The sequence below is a fragment of the Microbacterium sp. Marseille-Q6648 genome (assembly GCF_943181415.1).
Classification (GTDB): Bacteria; Actinomycetota; Actinomycetes; order Actinomycetales; family Microbacteriaceae; genus Microbacterium.
Genome location: NZ_CALPBZ010000002.1, coordinates 439,623 through 459,658 on the forward strand (window position 1 = coordinate 439,623; position 20,036 = coordinate 459,658).

The 20,036-nt window shown below is 71.6% G+C and carries 19 protein-coding genes; 4 read left to right on the forward strand and 15 right to left on the reverse strand.

Annotation, left to right across the window (positions count from 1 at the left end):
• Positions 1-2: 2 nt before the first annotated feature.
• Together NFR93_RS09520 and NFR93_RS09525 are read right to left on the reverse strand one after the other, a co-directional pair.
• Positions 3-722, reverse strand: coding sequence for a GNAT family N-acetyltransferase (locus tag NFR93_RS09520; protein ID WP_251452474.1), 720 nt, complete (start codon positions 720-722; stop codon positions 3-5).
• 27 nt (positions 723-749) lie between these two features.
• The gene (locus tag NFR93_RS09525; RefSeq protein ID WP_251452476.1) at positions 750-1,604 is read right to left on the reverse strand and encodes an alpha/beta fold hydrolase; all 855 of its coding nucleotides are present in this window, start codon (positions 1,602-1,604) and stop codon (positions 750-752) included.
• A 52-nt stretch (positions 1,605-1,656) separates the two neighbouring features.
• Here NFR93_RS09525 and NFR93_RS09530 point away from each other — a divergent pair, with 52 nt between their 5' ends.
• The 3 genes from NFR93_RS09530 (at position 1,657) to NFR93_RS09540 (ending at position 5,560) form a co-directional block, all read left to right on the forward strand.
• Positions 1,657-2,820: a condensation domain-containing protein gene (locus NFR93_RS09530; protein ID WP_251452479.1), complete on the forward strand. Its 1,164-nt coding sequence runs from the start codon at positions 1,657-1,659 to the stop codon at positions 2,818-2,820.
• A gap of 111 nt (positions 2,821-2,931) precedes the next feature.
• Complete coding sequence (locus tag NFR93_RS09535; RefSeq protein ID WP_251453034.1) at positions 2,932-4,332, forward strand: MFS transporter; 1,401 nt, start codon at positions 2,932-2,934, stop codon at positions 4,330-4,332.
• Between the two features lie 469 nt (positions 4,333-4,801).
• Positions 4,802-5,560, forward strand: a complete 759-nt coding sequence (locus NFR93_RS09540) for an SDR family NAD(P)-dependent oxidoreductase (RefSeq protein WP_251452482.1) — start codon at positions 4,802-4,804, stop codon at positions 5,558-5,560.
• 361 nt (positions 5,561-5,921) lie between these two features.
• Here NFR93_RS09540 and NFR93_RS09545 read toward each other — a convergent pair whose 3' ends face one another.
• Positions 5,922-6,362: a MarR family winged helix-turn-helix transcriptional regulator gene (locus NFR93_RS09545; protein WP_251452485.1), complete on the reverse strand. Its 441-nt coding sequence runs from the start codon at positions 6,360-6,362 to the stop codon at positions 5,922-5,924.
• A gap of 39 nt (positions 6,363-6,401) precedes the next feature.
• On the opposite strand from NFR93_RS09545, the gene NFR93_RS09550 reads away from it, so the two are divergent.
• Positions 6,402-6,647 carry a hypothetical protein gene (locus NFR93_RS09550; protein ID WP_251452487.1) on the forward strand — a complete coding sequence of 82 codons (246 nt, stop codon included), beginning with the start codon at positions 6,402-6,404 and terminating at the stop codon, positions 6,645-6,647.
• A 338-nt stretch (positions 6,648-6,985) separates the two neighbouring features.
• Here the strand turns inward: NFR93_RS09550 and NFR93_RS09555 are convergent, their stop codons facing one another.
• From NFR93_RS09555 to NFR93_RS09610, 12 genes are all read right to left on the reverse strand, one after another.
• Entirely contained in the window at positions 6,986-8,617 is a 1,632-nt protein-coding gene (locus NFR93_RS09555) for a GMC oxidoreductase (RefSeq protein ID WP_251452490.1), read from the reverse strand.
• Positions 8,618-8,644: 27 nt separating this feature from the next.
• Positions 8,645-10,141 carry an MFS transporter gene (locus tag NFR93_RS09560; protein ID WP_251452492.1) on the reverse strand — a complete coding sequence of 499 codons (1,497 nt, stop codon included), beginning with the start codon at positions 10,139-10,141 and terminating at the stop codon, positions 8,645-8,647.
• 134 nt (positions 10,142-10,275) lie between these two features.
• Entirely contained in the window at positions 10,276-10,818 is a 543-nt protein-coding gene (locus NFR93_RS09565; protein ID WP_251452507.1) for an RpiB/LacA/LacB family sugar-phosphate isomerase, read from the reverse strand.
• Positions 10,819-10,842: 24 nt separating this feature from the next.
• Positions 10,843-11,778, reverse strand: coding sequence for a VOC family protein (locus tag NFR93_RS09570; protein WP_251452508.1), 936 nt, complete (start codon positions 11,776-11,778; stop codon positions 10,843-10,845).
• Positions 11,775-12,800, reverse strand: coding sequence for a fumarylacetoacetate hydrolase family protein (locus tag NFR93_RS09575; protein WP_251452511.1), 1,026 nt, complete (start codon positions 12,798-12,800; stop codon positions 11,775-11,777). Before NFR93_RS09575 ends, NFR93_RS09570 begins: the two co-directional genes overlap by 4 nt.
• Entirely contained in the window at positions 12,797-13,825 is a 1,029-nt protein-coding gene (locus NFR93_RS09580) for an amidohydrolase family protein (protein WP_251452513.1), read from the reverse strand. The genes NFR93_RS09575 and NFR93_RS09580 overlap by 4 nt, the downstream gene beginning before the upstream one ends.
• Positions 13,822-14,958: an FAD-dependent monooxygenase gene (locus tag NFR93_RS09585; protein WP_251452516.1), complete on the reverse strand. Its 1,137-nt coding sequence runs from the start codon at positions 14,956-14,958 to the stop codon at positions 13,822-13,824. Before NFR93_RS09585 ends, NFR93_RS09580 begins: the two co-directional genes overlap by 4 nt.
• Before the next feature lie 39 nt (positions 14,959-14,997).
• A complete protein-coding gene (locus tag NFR93_RS09590; protein ID WP_251452519.1) occupies positions 14,998-16,026 on the reverse strand; it encodes a cyclase family protein in 1,029 nt (342 codons plus the stop codon).
• Positions 16,023-16,991, reverse strand: coding sequence for a fumarylacetoacetate hydrolase family protein (locus NFR93_RS09595; protein WP_251452522.1), 969 nt, complete (start codon positions 16,989-16,991; stop codon positions 16,023-16,025). Before NFR93_RS09595 ends, NFR93_RS09590 begins: the two co-directional genes overlap by 4 nt.
• 72 nt (positions 16,992-17,063) lie before the next feature.
• Positions 17,064-18,086 (reverse strand): VOC family protein, encoded by a 1,023-nt coding sequence (locus NFR93_RS09600; RefSeq protein WP_251453037.1) that lies wholly within the window; start codon positions 18,084-18,086, stop codon positions 17,064-17,066.
• A gap of 107 nt (positions 18,087-18,193) precedes the next feature.
• On the reverse strand, positions 18,194-18,994 hold the full coding sequence (locus tag NFR93_RS09605; protein WP_251452525.1) for a hypothetical protein: 801 nt from the start codon (positions 18,992-18,994) through the stop codon (positions 18,194-18,196).
• Positions 18,991-20,028, reverse strand: a complete 1,038-nt coding sequence (locus tag NFR93_RS09610; RefSeq protein WP_251452528.1) for a Gfo/Idh/MocA family protein — start codon at positions 20,026-20,028, stop codon at positions 18,991-18,993. The genes NFR93_RS09605 and NFR93_RS09610 overlap by 4 nt, the downstream gene beginning before the upstream one ends.
• Positions 20,029-20,036 lie beyond the last annotated feature (8 nt).

Below are 20,036 nucleotides of genomic sequence, written 5' to 3' on the forward strand. Positions count from 1 at the left end.
CGTCAGGGGCGGATGAACAGGTAGCCGCGATCGTCGTCGAAACCGCCGATGACCAGACCCGACGCCAGGTGCCGCGCGACGGCGTCGCGGACGCGGGAACGCCAGGCGGCGGCATCCGCAGGGTTCTCCCGCCGCAGCGTCTCGATGTCGCGGGGAACCTCGACGTGCGCGACGACGCTGTCGTCCTCGGGAGTGGGGACGGGACGGGCGGCGACCGCCCACGAGACCATGATGCGGTCGGACTCGTCGCCGCGGTTGACGCCGTCGTCCATGGGTCCGTAGTGGTTCACGAGGTACTCGGTCACGCGCGTGCCCAGGACCCGCAGGTTGAAGTGGGCGTTGCGGGCCACGAGAGGATCGAACGTCCACGTGATGTTCCCGACGTCGCGGGCGAGCGCCCACTCCCGCTGGTGCTGCTTGAGCACGCGGCCGAGGCCCTGACTGCGGAATCCGGGCAGCACCCCCGTGATGTGGCTGTGCATCGAGCGGGCCGCGGGTGCGGCGAAGAACGCCACCGACGCGCCGACCATCCGCTCGTGGGCGTACAGCCCGACGGCGTAGTTGCCCGAGTGCGCGAGGGCCCGCAGCAGGTTCGGCGGCATGCCCGACTTGTCGCCGCCCCACACCTCGGACAGCACGGCCGAGGCGCGGAACACCTCCTCGACGGTGTCGAGCGGACGGATCTCGATTCCCGGCGGAGTGACGGCGGAGAGGTCGGCCATGGGGCTCACCCTACGCCGGTCGAGGACTCATGCCGATGGGGCGCCGGTCGTTGCCGCGGGGCGGCCGCCGGGGATCTCGACGACGCCCGTCGTGGGGCTCTCGACCCCGGCGGTGATGACGTGCTCGGCGAACAGGCCCGGCCACGCCATGACGCCGTACGGGGTTCGCGCGACGACGAGTCGGCTGTGAGGGAGGATCTGGTCGAGCTTCGTGGCGGTGCGCAGCGGGTGCGTGTGATCCCCCGTCCACGCCAGGATGAGGGTCGGCACGGTGATGTGGGCGAGCGCCTTCTTGGGCGGGAGGTCTGCCGCCGCCGCCCCGCGCAGCACAGTCGGCAGCAGGTGCGCCGCCACCGCCGGGCCGGTCTGCGGCGCACCGGCCAGCGCCGGCGGCACCGGCGTGGTGCTGCCGAGCTCGACGAAGGCCGCCACGCCCTCGCGTTCGACGAGGTCGGCTCCGGCGAGGTAGGTCTGGGCCTGCGCCCGGCGGGTTCCCCATGCCGTGGGCGGCAGCATGAGGGTGAGGCTGTCGAAGCGCGCCATGTCGCGCAGCGCCGCGTGCAGGAGCGTGCCCGTACCCATCGACGGCCCGAGGCCGTGGACCGTCTCGCCCGGCGCGATGACGTCGAGCGCGGTGAGGAGGTCGTCTGCCAGGCGGTCCCAGCGGTAGTCCGCGGCATCCGCGGTTCCACTCGACCCGCCGTGGCCCCGGGCATCCAGCCGCAGCACACGATGCCCGCGCAGGGCCCTGCCGAGGTCTAGTCCCAGCTGCGCGTCGCGGGAGCGGCTCGAGGTGAGCCCGTGCAGCTGCACGACCAGCGGACCGGAATCGCCCACGACGTCGAAGTCGAGACTCGCTCCGTTCACCTGGATCGCCGGCACGGCACCCCCATCGCGCTGAAACACGAAACCTGAGCCCCCTACACTACGGCGGATGCGTCTGACCAACGTCGCCCGAATGACCCTCCCCGCCGGCGAGGTGCACAGCTATGCGCTGCGTGTCGCCGACGAGCCGGGCCGGCGGCTGCCCGTGTCGTTCGACCAGGGACGCCACGTCGGCGGCGGCGATCGCGACGGCTCCTGGATGTCGATCGCCTTCCGTCTGCCCGAAGGCACTGCCCGGGACGCACTCGCCGACGCGTGGCACCGGGTGGTCCGACGGCACGGCACGCTGCGCACCGCCTTCACCCGCATCGTCGGCACCGACGAGCTCGCCCTGCACGACGTCGAGGTGATCGGCGGACGCTGGCGGCGGCATCCGATCCCCTCGGGCGCTCTCGCGCGTGACGTGCTCCGCGTCGTCCTCGACGGCGCGTGCCGCCCGTTCTCACGGCCGTCGCACCTGCTCGTGGTCGTCGAGCCCGATGCGGATGCCGCGGACCGGCGCCCCGCCGTCGTCATCGGCTCCGATCACGCACACGTCGACATGTGGTCGCTGCTGGTGCTCGTGCGCGACCTGATCGCGGGGCTCGACGGCGCCCTCCCGGAGAGTGCGGCCGGCGACATCTCGAGTGCGGCGGGCGCGGTCGAGCCGTTCGCCGTGCACACCGCGCTCCTCGAAGCGCGCCCGCCCGCGCCGGCCGAGGTCACCGCGCGGTGGCGCGAGATCACTCGCGTCACGCGAGCACTTTCGGGCGCGCCGCTGCGCGCGGTCTTCCCCGTGCACAGCCGGTTCGAGCAGCGCTGGCACGACGCCGTCGGCTGGTTCATCACGAACTCGGTCATCGAGTGCCGGGACGCCGACCCCGCCGCCTGCGCCGCAGCCGTGAGGCAGGCCGTCGCGCTGGGATCCCACCCGCTGGCGCCGATCCTCGCCCCCTACGGCGGCATGCCCGTCGCCCCGGGGATGTTCGCGCTGTCGTGGCTGGACACGCGGCGACTGCCGGTGGATCTGCCGCCCGACCTGCAGATCCAGTACGTCTCGAGCGTCATCGAGTCGGACGACGTGATGGTGTGGTTCGTCGTCAACGACAGCGGGCTGCACCTGCGGTACCGCTGCCCCGACACACCCGAGGCCACCGCCAGCGTGGTGCGGTGGGTGGATGCCGCGACCACGGCGCTGCGCGTGCTGGCGGACGCCGAGGTGGCCGTGGCCTGAGTCGCGGCATCCGCTCGCTCGGGTCGACGCCCCCGCGGCCGCGGGGTCGCCGGTGCGGGATAGCCTTTTCTGATGGGTCGAGACGAAGAGCAGCGCAGGCGCCTCACCCGGATGTCACCGCAATGGGCGATCGTCGCGGTCCTCGCCACCGCCGGTCTGGCGTCGTCGTTCATGTTCACGCTGGTCGTGCCGATCCAGTCGAAGCTGCCGGAGCTCCTGAACGCCAGCCGCGAGGACACCGCGTGGGTGGTGACCTCGACGCTGCTGGCCGCCGCCGTCATCACCCCCATCGCGGGGCGTCTCGGCGACATGTACGGCAAGCGTCGCATCGTGCTGGTGCTGCTCGCCCTGCTGGTGCTGGGATCGGTCATCGCCGCACTGTCGCCCGGCATCGTCGGAGTGATCGTGGGCAGGGCGCTGCAGGGGGCCGTGACGGGTGTCATCCCGCTCGGAATCTCGATCCTCCGCGACGTGCTGCACGAGAACCGCGTGGACTCGGCCATCGCCCTCATCAGCGCGACGCTGGGCGTGGGCGGCGCACTCGGCCTGCCGATCAGCGCCCTCATCACCGAGCGCAGCGACTGGCACCTGCTGTTCTGGGTGTCGGCGGGACTCGGGGTCGTCGTGTTCGTCCTCGTGCTGTGGATCGTGCCGGTGAGCGTGCTGCGCACGGCCGGAAGGTTCGACTTCATCGGCGCCGCGGGTCTCGCGGTCGGTCTGATCGGCATCCTCCTCGCCATCTCGCGCGGGAACGAATGGGGGTGGACGTCGGCTCCCGTGCTGGCGTGCGGTCTCGGCGGCGTCGCCGTGCTGCTGGCGTGGGGCTGGTTCGAGCTTCGCATCCCCGAGCCGCTGCTCGACCTGCGCGTCGCCGCGCGGCCGGCCGTGCTGCTGACCAACATCGCGTCAATCGCGATGGGCTTCTCTCTGTTCTCGTCGAACGTCGTGTACCCGCAGATGCTCGAGCTGCCCGTCGAGACCGGCGGCTTCGGCCTCTCTCTGCTGGCTGCGAGCCTCGTGGTCATGCCCGCCGGGCTCGTGATGATGGTGCTCTCGCCCTTCTCGGGGCGGATGGCACGGACCGTCGGGCCGCGGCTGCTGCTGATCCTCGGCGCGATCTCGCTGATCGTCGCGTACGGCTACACGCTGCTGTTCTCGACCGAGGTGTGGCAGCTGGTCGTGGCGAACCTCGTGATCGGCGTCGGCATCGGGTTCGGGTACGCCGCGATGCCCATGCTCATCATGCGATCGGTGCCTCAGTCCGAGACCGGGGCGTCGAACGGCCTCAACGCGCTGTTCCGGTCGCTGGGAACGAGCACCGCCGCCGCGGTCGTGGGCGCGGTGCTGGCCACCTACACGGTTCCGTTCGACGGGGTGGCGGTGCCGTCGCCGGTCGCCTTCCAGTTGTCGTTCCTGCTCGGCGGCGGAGCGGCCGTCGTCGCCCTGGTGGTCGCGCTCTTCATCCCCCGTGCCCGCGACCCGCACGAGCAGCACCCGTCGCTCCGCGTGTAGCGGGTTCGGGTTGCGGGCGGTCGTTCTCGCTGGCGCGGCAGGTTGCGGCATCCGCGCCAGGTTGGGACGCCGCCGCGGCAGATCGCGGCAACCGCGCCACTTTCCGACGCCGTCGTCACGCCGCCGCGGCAGGTTGCGGCATCCGCGCCACTTTCCGACGCCGTAGTCACGCCGGCGCGGCAGGTTGCGGCAACCGCGCTACTCTCCGACGCCGCCCGTCACGCCGCCGCGGCAGATCGCGGCAACCGCGCCACTTTCCAACGCCGTAGTCACGCCGCCGCGGCAGGTTGCGGCATCCGCGCCACCGATCGATGCAGCGGATGCCCCGAGGTGGCGCGGCGGGGCGTCCGAGAGCCGCTGCTGACGACGAGCGCAGAAGCGGCAGGGCAGGACGGGCCACGGATCGGCGATGCCGCGCATCAGCGATCCCGCATTCCGCGCGGTCGCCGGGGCGACTAGCGTCCGGGGAATGGACGCACTGCCGGGCCTGGTCGGTTCCACCATCGTGATCACCGGCGCCGCCGGCGGGCAGGGCCTCGCGCTCGTCCGCCTGCTCGCGGCGGCCGGAGCCGACGTCGTGGCGACCGATCGAGCGGATACCGCACCCGCCGACCTGCCGCAGGAAGCGACCTATCGCCGACTCGACGTCGCCGACGCATCGGCATGGCAGTCGCTGGCCGAGCAGCTGTCGGGCCGACCGGTGCGCGGGCTCGTGAACAACGCGGGGATCACCCACCGCGCCCGGGTCGGACAGGTCGCGCTCTCGGACTGGGACCGCGTGATCGCGGTGAACCTCACGGGCGCGATGCTCGGCATCCAGGCGCTCACGCCGCTCATGGGCGCCGGCTCGTCGATCGTCAACATCGGCTCGTCGGCCGCGCTGAACGGCCACTACCCCGTCGCCTACACGGCATCGAAGTGGGGGCTGCGCGGCCTGACCCACGCCGCGGCCACCGAGTTGGGACCGCGCGGCATCCGGGTCAACATCATCCACCCGGGCTACATCGAGACCGCCATGACCGCGAGCGCCCCCGACGCGATGCGCGACGCGCAGCGTGCCCTGACACCGCTCGAGCGCTTCGGGCAGCCCGACGACGTCGCGCGCACCGTGGCCTTTCTGCTGTCGGACGCGGCGGGCTACATCACCGGAGCGGAGCTCCCCGTCGACGGCGGGTCGACCTCGTCCGCCGGCGCGAAGTACCTGTCCGACCGCATCGCCCGCGGGTGACCGCGCCCACCGCGGCAGGTCCCGGCATCCGCGGCACCCTCCGACGCCCGAGTCACACCACCGCGGCAGGTCGCGGCACCCGCGCCACCTTCCGACGCCGCATTCACACCGCCGCGGCAGGTCGCGGCATCCGCGCCACCTTCCGACGCCGCCCGTCACGCCGGCGCGGCAGGTCGCGGCATCCGCGCCACCTTCCGACGCCCGGGTCACACCACCGCGGCAGGTCGCGGCATCCGCGCCACCTTCCGACGCCCGGGTCACACCACCGCGGCAGGTCGCGGCGTCCGCGCCACCGATCGATGCAGCGGATGCCGCAAAGTGGCGCGGCAGGGGGGCCCGGCCCGGCGGCGCTGCGGAGCCGCTACCCTGCGTCCCGGCGGCCGGCGAAGGGCGCGAGACCGTCGCGGAGAGCGGCGATCTGCCCGGCGTCCATACCCACGCGGGCCATGATCTGCTCGGGCACCGTCAGCGCCTCGCGGCGGAGAGCGCGGCCCTCGTCGGTGAGGTCGATCTCGAGCACCCGCTCGTCGGTCGCGCGCCGACGGCGCGTCACGCGTCCCTGCGCCTCGAGGCGCTTCACCAGCGGCGAGAGAGTCGCCGGTTCCATCGCGAGCTCATCGGCGAGCTCGCCGAGCGCACGCGGGGCCTGCTCCCACAGCGCGAGCATCACGAGGTACTGCGGGTGCGTCAGGCCGAGCGGCTCGAGCACCGGGCGGTAGATCGCCACGACATTGCGGGCCGCCGTCACGAGCGCGAAGCACAGCTGGTTCTCGAGGCGCAGCAGATCGTCCGAGGCGGTCACGAGGACATGGTAGCGCGATTGGTTAGTACACTAATCATCGTGACACGAAAGAACCGCGACGCCGGCGACCGCCTCCCCCTGCGCGAGCGCGTGCGCCGCGCGGGCGGCTGGTACGCCTTCCTCAACGAGCGCCTGGTGCGCGCGGCCGGTCCTGCGGCCGTCGGCCCCTACGACACCGAACCCGAGCCGGTGCGCACCGAGCGCCCGTGTCCGCTGTGCGGCCAGGCGATGTCGGCGCACGAGTTCGACCGCTCGGGGCCCAAGCCCCTCATGCGGTGCCCCTGACCCGTGCCATCCGCTGATGGGCGACACCTGCTGACACGCAGGACCCCGCGGATCGGCGCCGCCAGCGCCCCTCACCTGCCTCGCCGCGGACCCGAATGAACGCGACCACGCGTCGACCCGCACCGCGCCGCCCGGCTACTCCGTCAACCCGTTCGCGCCGACCGGCGACTCCGTCGACCCGCACCGCACCGAGCCGACCGGCCACTCCGTCGACCCATCCGCGCCCGGCTACTCCGCCAACCCCTCGACCCGACCGGCTATTCCGTCGACCCGTCCGACCCGCCCGGCTACTCCCTCGACCCGCCCGGCTACTCCGTCGACCCTTCCGAGCCGCCCGGCTACGCCCCGACCCGTTCCGAGTTCACCGCGCCGGACTGCTCCCCCTGACCGGCACGCTGCGCCAGCTCGGCCACCGCTGCGCGCGCCCCGCGCACCGCGATCGCCGTCGACATGAGCGTGGGGTTCATCGTGTTGGCGGTCGGGATGAGGGCATTGCCGCCCACGACGAGGTTCTCGAAGTCCCACACACGGGAGTAGGGGTCTGCGACCGAGGTGCCGTCGTCGCGGGCGCCCATGCGCATGGTCCCCATGTAGTGCAGGCTCGAGCCGTTCGGCAGCAGGCGCGGTTCCGCGACGAACGGACCGAGCGCCCCCGCCGCGCGGCGCAGCAGCACGGTCGCCTGTTCGATCTCGGCCTCTTCGCGTTCGGTGAGGGCGTACTCGATCGTCATGTTGGGAAGGCCGCGGTAGTCCGTCTCGTCGTCGTGGAAGGTGACGCCGTCCTCGACGCGCGGGAACTTGCGCACGCCGTAGCCCATGTTCACGTAGCCCCACTTGTTTCCCGCCGCGGGGTGGTCGGGGTCGAGCTGGAACGGCGGCGTCTCGGCGTACATCACCTGCAGCGAGAACGGGTGCCCGGGCTCTGAGAACGGGATGCGGTTGACCGCGGCCACGGGGTCCGCCGGGTTGTGCGACCGCCGGGACAGCTCGGCGGCCAGCTGCTCGTCGCTCACGCGGGCGGCCATGCGCTCCTCATCGAGAGCGACGGTGGTGATCACCACGTGGTGCTCGGTCAGGTAGCGGCCGAGGGCGGCGGGTCGGATGCCGGATGCCCACAGCAGCTGGGGCGAGCGGAAGGCGTCGGCGGCGACGACGACGATGTCGGCGGCGAAGAACGACGTCTCGTGCGTGCGCAGGTCTTCGACGACGACGCCGGTCGCCCGCGATCCGTCGGTCTCGATCCGGCGGACCAGCGAGAGGTCGCGCAGCTCGAAGCGCTGCGCGAGAGGGGATGCCGGGTCGAGGAGGGGCCCAAGCACCATGTCTGCGCCCGTCCAGCGCATCGAGCCGTCGGGCTGCGGGTCGCCGGCGACGGGGAGGGTGCCCACACCGCGACCCTCAGGAAGCTCGCCGGCGTACTCCTCGGCGAGCAGGTCGCGGATCGCCGCGCCGATCGGGGAGTCGGCGAAGGCGGCGCTCTGCGCGTGCAGCAGGTGCTCCGCCACCTCGATCAGGTCGTCCCACTCGGCGTCGTTGATGAAGTCGACGCGTTCGCTGCCGTGCGGGCGGGGAATGGCGCACGTCCAGTGCGCACCCTGCCCGCCGACGTTGGTGGCGGCCGCGGCCGCCGGGAAGGTCGGGGCGTGCGCCGAGCCGTCGCCGCCGAAGTCGAGCAGGTGCGTGCCCTGCCGCGCGGTGAACATGCCCTCGACGACCGCGCCGGCCGGGATGCCGAGGGTCTCACGGTAGGCGCCGGCCTGCGGCCCCTGCGACATCTCGCGGGCGCGGGCCTTCTCGTCGGGGTCGGCGATGTTGCGGACGCTCTCGCCGGGGATCGAGGTCAGCTGTGGGCCGGCCTCGAACATCACGACGCGGGCATCGGGCGAGCCCTCGAGGATGAGGCGAGCGTAGGCCGAGCCGATCGGGCCCGAGCCGACGACGGCGACGACGGGGGAAGGGGTGTGCGACATGGGGATCTCCTCTTCGAAATCTTCGGGTCAGGCGGCCGTGTCGGCCGTTTCGCGGGGGCGCGGCTCGAGCTCTTCGGAGAGCCGGCCGTGGGGGAGCAGGAGGGCGGCGACGACACCGACCAGGTAGGCGACGGCGAGACCGATGAAGACGGGCACGAGGACGGCGGAGTAGAGCTCCGCCACCTCGAGCTGCAGCGCGGCGGGTGCGCTCTGCATGGCCTGGGGCGTGAGCTGGGACGGCACGACGCCCGCGGGCAGGCCCGCCAGAACGCCGGCGCCGATCACGCCACCGACCACCGCGGTCGCCGTGGTCGATCCGATCTGGCGCACGAGACTGATCGTCGCGGTGACGCTGCCGGTGTCCTCACGTGGGGCGGCGCTCTGCGCGACCGCCACGATGATGTTCATGAAGGCGCCCGTGCCGATGCCCACCAGGCCCATCGCAGCCATCGGCACCCACAGCGGCAGGCCCGGCGGCAGCGCGGCCATCACGAGCAGGCCGATCGCGGCGAGGGCCGTGCCGACGACCGGGAATGCCCGGTAGCGGCCGGAACGGCTGGCCAGCCAACCGGTAAGCAGTGTGGACACCAGCATCCCGAACACCGTCGCGATGGGGACGAGACCCGACACCGTCGCAGACGTGCGGTACGCCATCTGGATGTAGGTCGGCACGTACGACACCACCGAGAACAGCCCCACCCCGATCACCGTCGACAGCACGATGCACATGAGCACGGTGCGGTCGGCGAAGTGGCGCAGCGGCACGACCGGCTCGGCGACGCGCAGCTCGATCATCACGAAGACGCCGAAGCCGACGACGGCCAGCACGGCGGCCGTGATGACCGCCGGCATCATGCCGGGCGCCTCGGAACTCGCCCAGCCGGCCGCGAGCACGAGCGCCGTGACCGAGACGCCGAGCGTGACCGCACCGGCGACGTCGAACCGACGGCGGGCGCGGCCCTCGATGTGCGGCACGGCGATGATCGCGAGCACGAGGGCGACGACTCCGACCGGCAGGTTGATCCAGAAGATCCAGCGCCAGCCCCAGGCGTCGGTGATGACGCCGCCGAGGAGAGGTCCGACGAGGATGGCGATGGGGAAGGCCGCGCCGATGATCGACAGGATGCGCGGGCGCTCGCGCGGGGCGACCACCGTGCCGATGATGGTCTGCGGCATGAGGTGCAGGCCTGCCGAGCCGATTCCCTGCCCGATGCGGGCGAGGGTCAGCTGCACGACGTCCTGCGCCATCCCGCAGAAGAGCGACGCGACGATGAACAGGACGAGGCTCGCGAGGAACACCGCGCGCGCCCCCACCACGTCGGCCAGCTTGCCGAGCACGGGCAGGAGGACCGTGCTGGCCAGCGTGTACGACACGATGATCCAGCTCATCTGGTCGACGGCGCCGAGCTCGCCCGAGATCGTGGCGAGCGAGGTGGCGACGACCGTGTGGTCCAGCGCACCGAGGAAGGAAACGGTCAACAGCGAGATGACCAGCAGGCGGAGCCTGAGGGGAGAAAGGGACATGTTCCGATTCACCCGAGAGATCGGGCCGTCGACGCGACGGTGTGTGCCTGCACCGGCGGTCCACCGTGCAGATCGAGCCTGCGTGCAGACTCCGACGTCATGGAGATCCTACGCCCTCTTTAGTCGATTTTCAACTAAAGATCGGATGCCGCGTCCGCCGCGTCGTGCGTCACCAGGACCTGCTCGGGTTCGAGCTGGACGGCCCAGCCCTCGATGGTCCCTGCGTTCTCGTACTCCTCGATCTGGAGGATCTGCCTCCCCCGCGACACGTCGTGCGGGAGGCGAGCGGTGACGAACGCACTGACGGTGAGCCACGCGTTCTCTTCGAACGCGATGCCCTCGAGGACGAGGACGTTTGCGTCCACGACCTCGCGCGCCGTCGCCGCACCCCGGGGCGAGGCGGCGGGGACGGCGCGGGCGCCGTTGACCTTGTTGGCGGCGACGACTCCGGCTGCCGCCTCGTCGAGCGTCAGCACGCCGAAGGCGTCGATCCCGGCATCCTGATCGGTGACCACCGCCCGGCCCACCCGGATGGCGAAGACCGGGTAGTCATCCCCCGGGTCGAGCGCCTCTGCGCCGTGCCAGACGACCTCGTGCCCGGCATCGCGGGCGCGCTGCGCGAGCGCGCGGCCGAGCTCGTACCCGCCGTGATCGGCGGCGACGTGGATGCGTGCCATGTCGGTCTTCCTCCGTGCTGATCGTCACACGGGCGGCGCGACGAACAGCCCCTTGTCGATGTCGTTGAACGATTCGCGTGCGATGAGCTCGCTCATCTCCTGCGCGGTTCCCCACTGGTCCTGGTTGGACACTTCCTTGATGTTGAGCTTGTGCGGGCTCCACGTCTCTTCGTCGAGCACCGACAGCTCGGTGGTGTACTCGATCGTGTTGCCGGCGGGGCTGAGGAAGTACGCGAACGTGTTGTCGCCGGCGTTGTGACGGCCCGGTCCCCAGATCATGCGGGCGCCTGAGCGCAGGATCTTCCCCGCGCCGCGCATCCACTCCTCGATGCCGCGCATCTCGAACGAGAGGTGGTGCAGCGAGTGGTGGGGACCCATCGCGATCGCGACCGAGTGATGGTTCGCGTTGCAGCGCATGAAGTGCATCATGTCGGCGCCGTCGGGCCGCACCAGCGAGTCCGAGATCGCGAAGTCCAGGTGGTCGATGTACCACTGCGCGGTCTGGTTGAGGTCGGCCGAGTTGAACACGACGTGCGAGAGCTTCACGGGGATGGGCTCGCGCTCGCGGATCTTCCGCGCCTCGCGGGTGGTGTAGCCGGTCGCGAACTCCAGCACGCGGCCGTCGCCGTCGAAGACGCGGAAGCCGTAGCCGCCGCCGAACCCCTCGAGGTCCTGCAGTTCGTGCACGAACTGCACGCCCTCGGCGCGGAGCTTGTCGGCCAGCGCCTGCACATCGCGGCGGTCGGCCACGGCGAAGCCGATGAGGTCGATGCGCTTGTCGTCCTGGCGCAGTCGCAGGATGAAGGGCTCGGTCGAACCCTCCGCCGCGAGGTAGCTGATGTCGGCGCCCGAATGGACCTCGGTGAGGCCCCAGTAGCGGACGAAGAAATCGCGTTCCTCTTCGAAGTTCGGCACCGCGAGCGCGGCGTAGCGCAGGTGGGAGACGAGTCGTGTCGTCATCGGGATCCAGCTTTCTCTTGCACGGGGGAAGACGGGGTGCGGCGGGCACGCGGCCGCGGCACCGCGGGGGGAAGAGGCGGAGCGGGGACGGGAGCGCCGACCGCGGCGACGAGCTCGCCGATGCCCTCGACCGTCATGGCGACGACGTCGCCCTCGGCCAGCGGGGGCGGTGTGAGCTCGCCGGCGCGACCCCACAGTTCGCCGAGGCAGCCGCCGTTGCCGACGGTGCCCGAGCCGAGCACGTCGCCGGCGACCACGCGGGAATTGCGTGAGGCGTAGGCGACCAGCACCGGGAACGGCCAGCCCATGTTCGACACGAGGTCCTCGCCGATGAGCTCGCCGTTGACGCGCACCTCGGCGCGGACGGCGAGGAAGCCGTCGTCGTCGACGAAGGCGACGAGTTCATCGGCAGTGACGATCCACGGGCCCAGCGACGTGCCGAAGTCCTTGCCCTTGGCGGGCCCGAGGCGCACTTTCATCTCGCGCGACTGGATGTCGCGTGCGGACCAGTCGTTCATGATCGTGTAGCCGAAGATGTGGGATGCCGCGACGTCGACGTCGAGGTTGGCGCCGTCCGAGCCGTCGACACCGCCGATGACGGCGGCGAGCTCGAGTTCGAAGTCCAGCCGCTCGGTGACGGGCGGCCGGAGCGGTTCGCCGGGGCCGAGGACGGTGTGCGGGTTGGTGAAGTAGAAGGTCGGCGCCTGGTACCACTCGGGCACGACCTCGCTCTTGCCGTCCACCGAGGCGCTGACGCCTTCGACGTGCTCTTCGAAGGCGACGAAGTCGCGGATGGCGGCAGGGATGAGCGGAGCGAGCAGGGTGACGTCGGCGAGCGGGGTTCCGTTCGTCTCGTCGCTGCCCCCCTCGCCGTCGTAACGGCGCAGGAGGCCGTGCGCGGCATCCAGCCCCTGGGCGAGCACCTCGGCGACGGTGAGTCCGTCGGGGAAGGGCACGACGCGGTCGCCGATCACGAACCCCTCGCCCGTGTCGGCGCCGTCGATCCACCGGGCGATCCTCACGCGTTCACCGGGGCCTTCACGAGCGCGTCGGCGTTCGCCGACAGGATCCGTCGCTCCACCTCGATGGGCAGCCCCGCCGCGCGGACGAAGCCCACCGGGTCATCGAGACCCATGTCGAAGGGGAAGTCGCTGCCGAGGAGAACCTGCGATGCTCCGGCGTTCGCGAGCAGGTGACGGAGCGCCATGGGGTCGTGCACGACGGTGTCGAACCAGATCTTCCGCAGGTAGGTCGAGGGCGCGTGCGCGCAGCCGCGGGCGTCGGGACGCACCCGCCACGCGTGATCGGATCGTCCGATCGCGGTGGGCAGGTAGCCGCCGCCGTGCGCGGCCACGAGCTTGAGATCCGGATGCCGGTCGAGCACTCCGGCGAAGATGAGATGCGACAGCGCCACGGCGTTCTCGGCAGGCTGGCCGACCGTGTTCGCCAGGTAGAAGCGGTCGAGCCGCTCGTCGAGCGAGCACCCGAACGGGTGGAGGAAGACCACCGCGCCGAGCTCGGCGGCACGCGCCCAGAACGGCTCGAGCCGGGGATCCGACAGCTCGACGTCGCCGGCGAACGACGAGATCTCGACGCCGGCGAGGCCTCGCCCGAGGACGGCGTCGTCGAGGTACTCCACGACGCGTTCGGGGTGCTGCAGCGGCACCAGCCCGAGTCCGACGAGCCGGTCGGGAGCCTGAGCGACGTGCTGGGCGATGAGCCGGTTCGCCTCGGTGGCGATCCACACGGCGAGCCCCTCGGGCGCCCACGGGTAGAAGTGGTTGGGCGAGGCCGACACCCACTGGCGGCCGACGCCCTGCCGGTCCATCTCGGCCAGGCGCACCGCCACATCGGTGAGCTTCGGGATGCGGGCTCCGACCATGGGGCCCGACACCGCTTGGCTCGCGGCGCCGTTGCGGCGCAGCTCGAGCGCCGCGGCCTCTGCGACGAGCTCGGGGGCACGACGCTCGACCTCGGCGTGCAGCGCCGGCATGAGCAGATGAGCGTGGACGTCGGTGACCGGCGTCGCGGGGACGACCTCGCTCATGCGGGCTGCGCCATGTGCTGCGCGATGCCGTAGATGAGCCCGCCGGTGTCGGCGTCGCGGTTGCCGTCGATCTGCCACTGGCCGAGCTGGACGGATGCCTCGACGACGGCCTTGGCGCGCGGCAGGCGGCGGCCGTGGAAGTCGTCCCACAGCTGCTGGTCGACCGCGTCGCGCTGGGTAAGCAGCTCGGTGAGGACGAACGCGTCCTCCAGGCCCTGCGCGGCGCCCTGGGCGATCGTCGGGGGGCACGAGTGCGCGGCGTCGCCGATGATGACGGCGCGACCGCGGTTCCACGCACCCTCGACGAGGTGCTTCGTGAACCACGTGTAGTTGGCGTGGGCGCCCGCCTCGAGGTCGGCGCGGATGGAGTTCCAGGGGCCGCCGTACGCCCGCGACTCGTCGAGCATGATGCGTGCGGCCTCCTCGTCAGAGACACCGAAGCGATCCTGCGCCTTCTCGACCAGGAACGCGTACATGGAGTCCTCGCCGGTGGGCGTGTAGCCGGCGATGTAGACGGGTCCGCCGTAGTACAGCTCGCTGTTCTTCACGTCGTCGGGCCGGGAGACGAACGTGCGCCAGATCCCCATGCCGGTCGACTCGGGCTTGATGTCGATGCCCATGAGCTCGCGCACGGTGGAGTTCAGGCCGTCGGCTCCGATCAGCAGGTCGTACTCGCCCGCGGACTCGTCGTTGACGAAGACCTCGACAGCGTCGTCCGCGCGGGCGTCGAGGCCCGTGATCTGGGACCCGAAGCGCACCTCGGCTCCGGCCTTCTGCGCGTGCTCGAGCAGGATGCGGGCGAGCTCGGGCCGCGGCATCCCCATGGTCGAGGGGTAGTCGGGCCCACCGGACTTCACGTCCGGCAGCTGCGCGACGATGGGCGCGTCGGGGCCGGGGGCGCGGAGGTTGAGCCCGACGAAGGCGTATCCGGCCTCTCGGATGTCGTCCCAGGCGCCGAGCGCGTCGAAGACGCGCAGGGCGTTGCCCTGCAGGGTGATGCCCGATCCGAGGGCGCTCAGTTCGGGCTTGGACTCGAAGACGTCGACCTCGACGCCGGCCTTCGCGAGCTGGATGGCGGCGGCGAGTCCTGCCACACCGGCGCCGGCGATGGCGACCTTCTTCACTGCGGTCATGTCGGAACCTCTCTGTTCTGTCGTTGTCGATTGTCGCGTCTAGAGGATCGCGACGGGATTGATCGGCGAGCCGACGGCGCCGGTGATCGGGAGGGGGGCGGCCGACAGCAGGAACTCCGAGCGCCCCGCGGCGGCGCACGCCGCGGCGATGTCGTCGAGGGCCCACAGCTCGCCGATGGTGAGGCCCATGTTGGGGATGACGACCTGGTGCAGCGGCTGGAAGGCCGGCACGTCGAACTCGTTCGGGCGCACCTCGAATCCCCACGTGTCGGTGGCGATCGCGGCGATCTCGGTGCGGTGCAGCCAGCCCGCCGTGGTGAGCGACAGCCCGGGAGCGGGCCCGCCGGCGTAATCGCCCCACCCGTCGCGACGCGTGCGGGTGTAGTGGCCGGTGCGCACCAGGACGATGTCGCCGCGGCGGACCTCGACGCCCTGCGCGAGCGCGGTCGCGTCGAGGTCGGCGGCGGTGATGGCATAGCCGTCCTCGAGCTCGCCGGCCTCACCGCGCAGGTGACGGGCGACGTCGAGCAGCACGCCGCGACCCACGATGACGGATGCCGCATGCTCGATGCCTGTGACCAGGTCGCCGTCGCTGGTGACGACCTCGCCGGCACGCCGTCCGTTCCACGCGTTTCCGTGGTCGAAGATGTGGCCGAGCCCGTCCCACTGGGTGGAGCACTGCAGTGGCATCGAGATGTGGTCGTCTGCCCCGCCGATGCCGTGGGGGAAGCCCTGCCGGTTCGCCTCGGCATCCGTTCCCGTGTCCATCATGAGATGGACGGGGTTGGTGCGGCGGCGCCAGCCCTTCTGGGGTCCGTTCATGTCGAAGGCCTGCGACATCGAGATGACGCGGCCTTCCGTCACCAGGCCCGCGGCGGCGACACGGGATGCGGCGTCGATGAAGTTCAGGGTGCCCAGCCGATCGTCATCGCCCCAGCGGCCCCAGTTGCGGAAGGCTTCAGCGCGGACGGCGATCTCGGCTTCGGGGTTCGAGCGGTCGAGGTCGGCGGGGTTCTCCGAGGGCGACGTGGTCTCGCCGAGCCCGCGTGACGCCCGGGGGGCGGTCATGCCGGCCCCGCAGCGATGCAGCGGACGGTCTGGGTGCCGAGCCCCTCGATCGAGCCGGTCATCACGTCGCCGTCGCGGAGGAAACGACGCCAGTGCTGGCCGTTGCCGGGAGGGCTCCCGGTGAGCAGGAGGTCGCCCGGCAGGAGCGGCAGCGTCTGGCTGGCCGTGGAGATGAGGGCGGGGATGTCGAAGAGCAGGTCATCGGTGCGCCCGTCCTGCATGCGCTGGCCGTTGAGGTCGAGGGTGATGGCCAGGTCGCCGGCGTCTACGTAGGCGGCGGGGACGAGGAAGGGTCCGGTCGGCAGGAATCCGGGCGAGTTCTTCGAGCGGAACCAGTCGGTGCCGATCTCTTTCATGTCCTTGCGGAAGACGAGGTCGCGCGTGGTGACGTCGTTGACGATCGTGTACCCGGCGACGTGGTCCATCGCCTGGTCCCGCGAGACTTGGAAGGCCTCACGGCCGATGACGACCGCGAGCTCGAGTTCCCAGTCGTGCACGTCGCTCGAGGCGGGGAGGACGAGGGGCACGTCGTCGCCGACTACGCACTGCGGCAGGCCGATGAAGAAGTAGGCCTCGCCGTTCGCCTTTCGGTCGTCCATCATCCGCGCGGCGAACTCGCGCGCCTCGTCGGGGGTGCGGTCTGTGTTCTGGGTCAGGCCCGCCGCGACGAGCTCGATGACGTGCTCGCGGTAGTTGGCCCCGGCCTGCAGCACTTGACGCGGCTCGACCGGAGCGGTCAGCACGACGTCGCCCAGCGGCATCCACTCGCCGTCCTGTTCGGCGAGCGCCGCCAGGCGGTCCCAGTCGGGGCGCGCCAGGAACCCGTTGAGGTCGGGGGCCCCGAGCTCGACGGCGTCGAGGGGACGGATGCGGTCGCGTGAGACCAGGCCCAGGCGCACGGCGTCACCCTCGCGGTACCGGGCGAGGGCGATGGGTGCGGACGGGCCGCGGGACGTGGTCGTCATGTTTCCTCCTGCCGCGCGGGGCGGCGATGGTGGAGCCCGAGGGTGCGCTGACAGCACCCCCGGGCTCGGCTCTCAGCCCTGTCCGTGCTTGGCGTACGGGTTGAACAGGGCGTCCTTGATCTCGTCGGGCACGCCTTCTTCGGTCGCGCTCGGGCCGTCGGCGGGCGGGAAGGACTCGGTCATCGACATCGGCATCGCGCTGTTGCGATAGAAGTTGTTCGAACCGAGCGACGGCTTCCAGGTGTTGGCCTGCCAGTCCGGGACGTAGTTGCGGTAGCCGCCGGTGTTCAGCTCGATGCGCAGGCTCGAGGGCTCGCGGTAGTAGAGGAAGTTCTGCTCGCCGATCCCGTGGATCGAGGGGCCGTACTCGATCGGCACCCCGTTCTCCATCAGCACGTCGGCGGCGATGAGCAGCTCTTCGCGCGTGTCGACCCAGAAGGCGTAGTGGTTGACGCGGCCGGCGCGGGTCGAGCCGTCGAGGACGACACCCAGGTCGTGCGACTTCTCGTTCGTGGTGAGCACCGAGAAGACCGAGATGGGCGCCTCGTCGAGAACCGTGCGGGCCATGAAGCGGAACCCGAGGACGTCGACGTACCAGGCCACGAACCCGTCGACGTCGCTCGTGGCGACGGTGACGTGGTCGAGCTGGCGCGGGGCGCCGGCGACCTTGGAGCGCCGCGAGGGACGGTCGGGGTAGATCGAGGCGGCGTCGCCCTCGGTGTCGCGGTGGTGGGTGACGTCCCAGTGCAGGGTCATCGAGTGACCGTAGGGGCCGGTGAAGCGGTAGGCGCGCCCGATCTGCGGGACATCGTCGAGCCACTCCCCCTGGATGCCGGCCGCCTCGATGCGCTTGGCCGCCTCATCGAGGGCCTCGGCGCTCGTCGTGCGCCAGGCCATGGTGTGCAGCGCCGGCTCGTCGCCGGGGACGACCACGACGGAGTAGGCGTAGTAGTCGCCCCAGCACCGCAGGTAGACGGCGCCGTCGACGCGGTCGACGACGGTGAGTCCGACCTGCTCTTCGTAGAAGGCCACCGACGCCTCGACGTCGGGCGACGTGATCGCCACGTACGACAGGTGCGACAGGAGTTTGATCATCATCGATCCCTTCGAAGCTTCACGGACAAGACGTCCCGTGTCTCCATGCTCGGTCGGTATTCGACATAAGGGAATCGCGATATCGCGATGCGGATCATCATCGAGGCTTATGCGAATGCCGGAGTCGACGCCGCGACGAGAATGCGGTGCGCGAGCTCGTCGTCGTGGCGGAGGTCGGCGAGGTCCGTGCACGCTTCCGCGTCGGCGATCGCGGCGAGCGCACGTCGCAGCGCGAGCCGCTCGGGCGCCTCGAAACGTCGGGGCGAGGTGTGCTCGCCGGCCTCATCGGTCCATGTCAGACACGTGGCGCGCGCGGCGTGATCGACGACCACCTCGGTGCGGACGTCGGCGAGCACGGTGACGCGCAACCGGGGCACGATGACAGGCCCGGCGACAGCGACGAGAGAGTGCGGCACGGGCCCGGTACCGGTGGGCGAGCGGAGACCGGCGACGCTCGATCCGTCGCCCGTCGATGCCGCGACGAACTCGATCGGGCCGCCGGTGAGCGTCCGGAGCCAGCCGACGGCATCGCGGACGAGACCGGGCAGCGCGGATGCCCGCCCCGTCACCTCCGCGATCCCTGCGGCGGGGGCCGTTCGGACGCCGCCCGGACCGCCCACCGCGTCGGCGACGACGTCGTGCCGCAGGCTCGTGCGCGAGAGGATCACGGGACGCGCTCCGGCACCGGCCGACAGCGCGGCGAGCCGCGCGTCCGGCTCGGGCGCGGGATCGTCCACGACGATCGCGACGGCGCCGGCCGCGAACGCCGCCGCCGCGGCGGCACACCAGCCGGCGCTGCCCGGCACCACCACGACCGCGCCCGCCGGATCGCCGGCGAGCCGTGCGCGCGCGGGAAGCTCCGCGACCGCTGCACGGAAGGGGGCGAGATCCGTGCGAACCGGGATCATGCGACAGCCCCGTCGCGGATGACGGCGGCGACGGCGTCGGTGAGCGCGATCGCGTAGCGCGCGTCGTCGAGGAGCTCGTCGTACTCGACCGGTTCGCCCCCGCTCAGCGCGGCGGCCAGCGCCTGCCACTCGGCCGTGTACCCGTCGTCCGCGAGGCGCGGGTACACGGTCTCGGTGCCGTCGGCCGATCGCACCCGCACCGACGCGCTGCCGCTGTGGACGAAGGAGGGCTCGAAGGCGACCTCGACGACATCGTGGGTGGTGGCGATGGTCAGCCGCCACAGCGCGTCTGCGCCCGCAGGGCGCATCGTGGCCACGAGCTGCACCGAGACGTCGCCGGCGCGCAACCCGATGCTGTATCCGAGTGGCGCCACCGGCGCCGCGTGCACGACGCGGTCGATGCGGGGGACGAGGTCGCGGAGAGCGGGCAGATCGTGCACGGCCAGCCCGCTCACCAGTCGGCCGACGACCGCGGCCGCCACGTGCGGGTCACCGAGGTCGGGCAGCCCGCGGCCGGGTGCGGCGCTCGAGCCGGTGGGTTCCGAGACCAGCCGGTGGTAGCGGTCGTTCGGCGGCAGGGAAGCGGTGATGGTGACCGCGCGGATGCGGCCGCCGCCCGAGACGAGGTGGTGCTTGGCGCGAGCCCACGCGGGGTCGAAGAAGTGGTTGGTGCCGACCACGAGAACCACGCCCGCCGCGCGGCAGCGGTTCACGATGTCCTCGGCGTCGCTGTCGGTGAGCGCGAGCGGCTTCTCGCACAGGATGGCGCGTTTTCCTGCTGCGACCGCCGCCCGAACGTGCTCGGCGTGGCGTTCGGGCGGACTGCAGACGACGACGACGTCGACGTCGGGGTCGGCGAGGAGTTCTCCGATGCCCTCCGATGCGCGGGCGGCGGTCGCGTCTGCGATCGCCCTCGCCCGGCCACTGCCGTCGTCGCTGACGTGCACGAGGCGGAAGCCGCCGGCGCGCGCGAGCGTGGGACCGTGCAGGGATGCCGCCCCCGGACCCGCGCCGATGATTCCCACCCCGAGCATGACTCTCG

Bases quoted from the DNA above. Each gene is read 5' to 3' on its own strand.
- NFR93_RS09520 (WP_251452474.1), bottom strand. From the start codon at position 722: ATGGCCGACCTCTCCGCCGTCACTCCGCCGGGAATCGAGATCCGTCCG.
- NFR93_RS09530 (WP_251452479.1), top strand. From the start codon at position 1,657: ATGCGTCTGACCAACGTCGCCCGAATGACCCTCCCCGCCGGCGAGGTG.
- NFR93_RS09535 (WP_251453034.1), top strand. From the start codon at position 2,932: ATGTCACCGCAATGGGCGATCGTCGCGGTCCTCGCCACCGCCGGTCTG.
- NFR93_RS09540 (WP_251452482.1), top strand. From the start codon at position 4,802: ATGGACGCACTGCCGGGCCTGGTCGGTTCCACCATCGTGATCACCGGC.
- NFR93_RS09555 (WP_251452490.1), bottom strand. From the start codon at position 8,617: ATGTCGCACACCCCTTCCCCCGTCGTCGCCGTCGTCGGCTCGGGCCCG.
- NFR93_RS09560 (WP_251452492.1), bottom strand. From the start codon at position 10,141: ATGTCCCTTTCTCCCCTCAGGCTCCGCCTGCTGGTCATCTCGCTGTTG.
- NFR93_RS09565 (WP_251452507.1), bottom strand. From the start codon at position 10,818: ATGGCACGCATCCACGTCGCCGCCGATCACGGCGGGTACGAGCTCGGC.
- NFR93_RS09570 (WP_251452508.1), bottom strand. From the start codon at position 11,778: ATGACGACACGACTCGTCTCCCACCTGCGCTACGCCGCGCTCGCGGTG.
- NFR93_RS09580 (WP_251452513.1), bottom strand. From the start codon at position 13,825: ATGAGCGAGGTCGTCCCCGCGACGCCGGTCACCGACGTCCACGCTCAT.
- NFR93_RS09585 (WP_251452516.1), bottom strand. From the start codon at position 14,958: ATGACCGCAGTGAAGAAGGTCGCCATCGCCGGCGCCGGTGTGGCAGGA.
- NFR93_RS09590 (WP_251452519.1), bottom strand. From the start codon at position 16,026: ATGACCGCCCCCCGGGCGTCACGCGGGCTCGGCGAGACCACGTCGCCC.
- NFR93_RS09595 (WP_251452522.1), bottom strand. From the start codon at position 16,991: ATGACGACCACGTCCCGCGGCCCGTCCGCACCCATCGCCCTCGCCCGG.
- NFR93_RS09600 (WP_251453037.1), bottom strand. From the start codon at position 18,086: ATGATCAAACTCCTGTCGCACCTGTCGTACGTGGCGATCACGTCGCCC.
- NFR93_RS09605 (WP_251452525.1), bottom strand. From the start codon at position 18,994: ATGATCCCGGTTCGCACGGATCTCGCCCCCTTCCGTGCAGCGGTCGCG.
- NFR93_RS09610 (WP_251452528.1), bottom strand. From the start codon at position 20,028: ATGCTCGGGGTGGGAATCATCGGCGCGGGTCCGGGGGCGGCATCCCTG.